Genomic DNA, 2,004 nt, shown 5'->3' with positions numbered 1-2,004 from the left:
TTTATTATAAGTACATCCTAAAGCGTCAAAAATTTCCCGTACGGCTTTTTGTCTATTTTTATAGATTTCATTTTGCTGTAAAAACCAGTCATCCGAAAGTTTTAAAGCTGCTACTGCCCCTTTCTGAATTCCGAAAAACATCCCGGAATCCATATTGCTTTTCACCGCCAATATCGTTTTAATAATTTCGGCATCACCTACCACCATTCCAACACGCCATCCGGCCATATTGAATGTTTTGCTCAATGAATTCAGTTCGATAGCCACTTCTTTTGCGCCTTCCACTTCCATGATGCTTATCGGATTGTCATTCAATACAAAACTATACGGATTGTCATTCACAATTAAAATGTTGTGCTTTTTCCCAAAGGCAATCAATTGCTTAAAATCTTCTTTAGAAGCCATCGCGCCTGTTGGCATATGCGGATAATTTACCCACATGATTTTCACTTTACTTAAGTCCTGCTTTTCAATTTCTTCAAAATTTGGCAACCAATTAGTTTCCTGATGCAAGTCATAAAAAACAGGTTCTGCTTCCAGCAATCTTGTTACGGATTCGTAGGTAGGATAACCCGGATTTGGAATCAACACTTTATCGCCTGCATTTAAAAAAGCCATAGAAATGTGCATAATCCCTTCTTTTGACCCCATTAGAGGCAGAATTTCATTGGCAGGATTTAACGAAACTTTAAAATGAGTCTTGTAAAAATTTGCGATGCCTTCCCGCAATTCAGGAATGCCCTGATAACTTTGATACTGATGAGCGGTTGGCAATTGCATGGCATTTTTAATTGCTTCAATTACACTTACAGGCGGATCTAAATCGGGACTTCCGATGGCCAGATTGATGATTGGCTTCCCTTCATTCCGCAAGGCGGCCACTTCCCGCAATTTTTTGGAAAAGTAGTATTCCTTTACATCATTTAATCTGTTCGCTTTTTGTATCATTATCTTTTATTTTTACTGTATTCTCCCAATATATTTAAAGCTTCTGTTTTCTCTTTCACTTCTTTTATGGCGTGGTAATAATCGGCATAGTTGTCAAAAATAAAATCGGCAAAAAATGCATATTTCCAGGGAGTATCAATCACCGGCATCGATTGAATTTTGGAAAGGTTTAAATGGTGCTTTGCCAAAATGGTCAACACTTCAGCCAAACTGCCAGTATCGTTACTTGTGATAAATTTAATGGAAGCTTTATCCGCCGAAACGCTTTTTTTACTTTCCGCATTTGTCAAAATAAAAAACCGGGTAGAATTGTCTTTAATGGTCTGTATTTCGGGTGCAATGATTTCCAGGTTATAGATTTCCGCAGCAAGACTGCTCGCAATTGCAGCAACGCCCATGAGTTTGTTATCCTGAATTCTTTTAGCCACCGCAGCGGTATCTGTATCTTCAATCAATTTAATGCCCGGATAGTCGTTAAAAAATTTATGACATTGCAACAAGGCCATAGGATGTGAATACACCTCCGTGATATCTTCCATTTTTTGTCCGTCCAAGGCCATTAAATTGTGGTGAATTGGCAAGTAAAACTCTCCGCAGATGGTTAATTTATGATCGTCAATAAGGGCATAATTTGGCAAAATGGCACCCGCTATAGAATTTTCAATGGCCATAACAATGACCTCCGCCTTTTTGTTATGCAACAAATTGGGCATTTCACTGAATGACATACACTCGACCAGATTGATGTTTTTTCCGAAATATGCCTCGGCCACTATATGATGAAATGATCCTTTAATTCCTTGTATTGCTACCCTCATAATTTTTGGTCAAAAAAAAAGCCTCGAAATTTTTCGAGACTTTATTATTTATTTTTGTTAAAATAACACATACGAAGCCTCATCTCTTATTGGTAAAATAAAAGTAAAAATAGAAGCTATTCCAAGTGTTATTTGTTGTCATCATTGTTTATTGAAGGGCAAATCTATACAATAAAATTAAAAGAACACTATTTTTTTAGCTAAAAATAATGACTATTGCCAAAATAACAATAAAATT

Annotated in this window: 2 protein-coding genes; both read right to left on the bottom strand. The window is 36.6% G+C overall.

The window, feature by feature from the left end; translation table 11 throughout:
• On the bottom strand, positions 1–948 hold a 948-nt coding region (locus ABY285_RS12555), incomplete at its 3' end, for a pyridoxal phosphate-dependent aminotransferase (RefSeq protein WP_372770577.1).
• Complete coding sequence (locus ABY285_RS12550) at positions 948–1,766, bottom strand: prephenate dehydratase (RefSeq protein ID WP_372770575.1); 819 nt, start codon at positions 1,764–1,766, stop codon at positions 948–950. The genes ABY285_RS12550 and ABY285_RS12555, both read right to left, overlap by 1 nt.
• Positions 1,767–2,004: the final 238 nt, after the last annotated feature.

This window comes from Lutibacter sp., from assembly GCF_041555395.1.
Taxonomy (GTDB): Bacteria; Bacteroidota; Bacteroidia; order Flavobacteriales; family Flavobacteriaceae; genus Lutibacter.
Note: the sequence above shows the minus strand (reverse complement) of the source record. Positions and strands in the feature narration are given on the sequence as shown.